Origin of the sequence: Streptomyces sp. NPDC007095, assembly GCF_040634475.1 — a bacterium.
GTDB lineage: Bacteria > Actinomycetota > Actinomycetes > Streptomycetales > Streptomycetaceae > Streptomyces.
Genome location: NZ_JBEYFS010000505.1, coordinates 1 through 1,751, shown reverse-complemented (window position 1 = coordinate 1,751; position 1,751 = coordinate 1). Strand labels below are relative to the sequence as shown.

Sequence of the window (1,751 nt, the reverse complement as noted above, 5' to 3'; positions counted from 1 at the left end):
CAGGGGCCTGCCGATCAATAACTCGTCGATCTTGGTGGGGATTAGGGGAGGGTGGGGTCGTGCCCGGCGATCGCGGCGAGTTGGTGTGCCGTGGTCACGGTGATGGCGCCGGCCGGGATCTTGTGCCCGAGCGCGGTGAGCACGGGGGTGACCTCCTGGAGGGTCGCGCCGATTCTGCTCTTGGCCAGGCTGGTCGCCTCGGCGAGAACGGCGTTCGTCATGGACCAGCGCCTCTTGAGGAGGAAGACGACAAGCTGGTCGGAGACGGAGAGCCGTCTGCCGCCGGCGCCGGGGCCGCCGTCGGGGCGTTTCCCGGGCAGGAAGATCGGCGGGTGCTCGGCACACCAGGCTCGGTAGCGGACGGCGAGATCGTCGAAGGCGGCGGGCTCGAGTCCGGTGAGGCTGGGGTGCCGCAGCCAGATGGGGAGCTTGTCCCCGGTGGGGAAGCGTCCGAACTCGGCGCTGGGCGGGGGTGGTTCGGGAGCGAGCGGTTCGGGGCGCAACGTGTAGTTCCACGTGCCGTGCCACTCGTGCGGCGTCAGGGGCAGGCGCTCCATGACGGTGTCGGGGACGGTGATGCCGGTGGGGTAGGCGCCGGGGTCGAGCTCGGCGTGGACGGACAGCCCGCTGCGTGTCGTGGTCGCTCCGATGGTGCTGACGACGACTCCGTGGCTGGTCAGGGGCCTGCCACGCCAGTTGATGCTGATCTGCGAGAACAGCCTGTGCTCTATTTTGTTCCATTTCGATGTTCCCGGCGGAAAGTGACAGACAGTCACATCAAGGCCCGACTCGTAGGCGAAGTCCGCGAGTTCCTTCTTCCAGGCACGCACGCGGTAGCCGTTGGAGCCTCCGGCGTCGGCGGTGACCAACAGGCGAGAAGCGTGCGGGTAGCGGCTGCGCCCCTCACCGTTCCACCAGCGGCGCAAAGTGGCCACCGCGAAGGCAGAGGTGTCCCCGTCGCAGCCCACCGACACCCAGCCGGTATCCGCGCCGATGTCGTAGATCCCGTACGGCACCGCTTTCTGGGAACCCTTCTCGGGGAAGTCGTGCGCACGGACCTGCACCGGCTGCCCGGCGCGATGCCACTCGCGTCCGATGACCGCGTAGTTGCCCAGCGTCTCCTTCTTCTTGGCATCCACGCTGATGACCGGCTGCCCATCGGCGAGGTACGCCGTGACCTGGTCGTTGATGTAGCGGAACTGGGCGTCCCGGTCCGGATGCCGGGCCCCCTCGGTGGTCCTCGAGGTGCCCTGCAGGGAGAAGCCCTCCGCCTTCAACAGCGCGGCCACCGTGTCCGAAGCGACCCGGTGCCCCCGGCGCGTCAGCTCGGCCGCCAGATTCCGGGTGGACTTCACCGTCCACAGCAGCGGAGATTCCGGGTCGCCGCGCTGGTCCGGCTCGACCAGCGCCAGCAACGCGGGCACCAGCCCCGGATCGGCCTCCCGCAAGGGCTTCCGACCCGCGCCCGGTGCCCGGACCCGGCCAGCGGGCTCCTCCGCGTGCTCCAGCTCCCGCTTCCCGCGCGACACCGTGGACTCCGCCACCCCGGCCGCTCCGGCCACCATGCGGATCCCGCCGTGGCCCAGAACGCGGGCCGCGGCGCCCAGCGTCAGGCGCTGCTGCCGCTCATCGAGATGCGGCAACAACAGCCCCAACACGTCCACCAGCTCTGCCTTCGTCCCCTCCGACACCCCCGCATCCTACGACCCAACAGCCCACGAAAACCGATGAGTTATTGATCGGCAGGCCCC

General features: G+C 69.6%; 1 protein-coding gene. It reads right to left on the bottom strand.

What is annotated here, in order from left to right:
- Positions 1-41: 41 nt before the first annotated feature.
- Positions 42-1,664 carry an ISAzo13 family transposase gene (locus tag ABZ656_RS57785; protein ID WP_360280765.1) on the bottom strand — a complete coding sequence of 541 codons (1,623 nt, stop codon included), beginning with the start codon at positions 1,662-1,664 and terminating at the stop codon, positions 42-44.
- Positions 1,665-1,751: the final 87 nt, after the last annotated feature.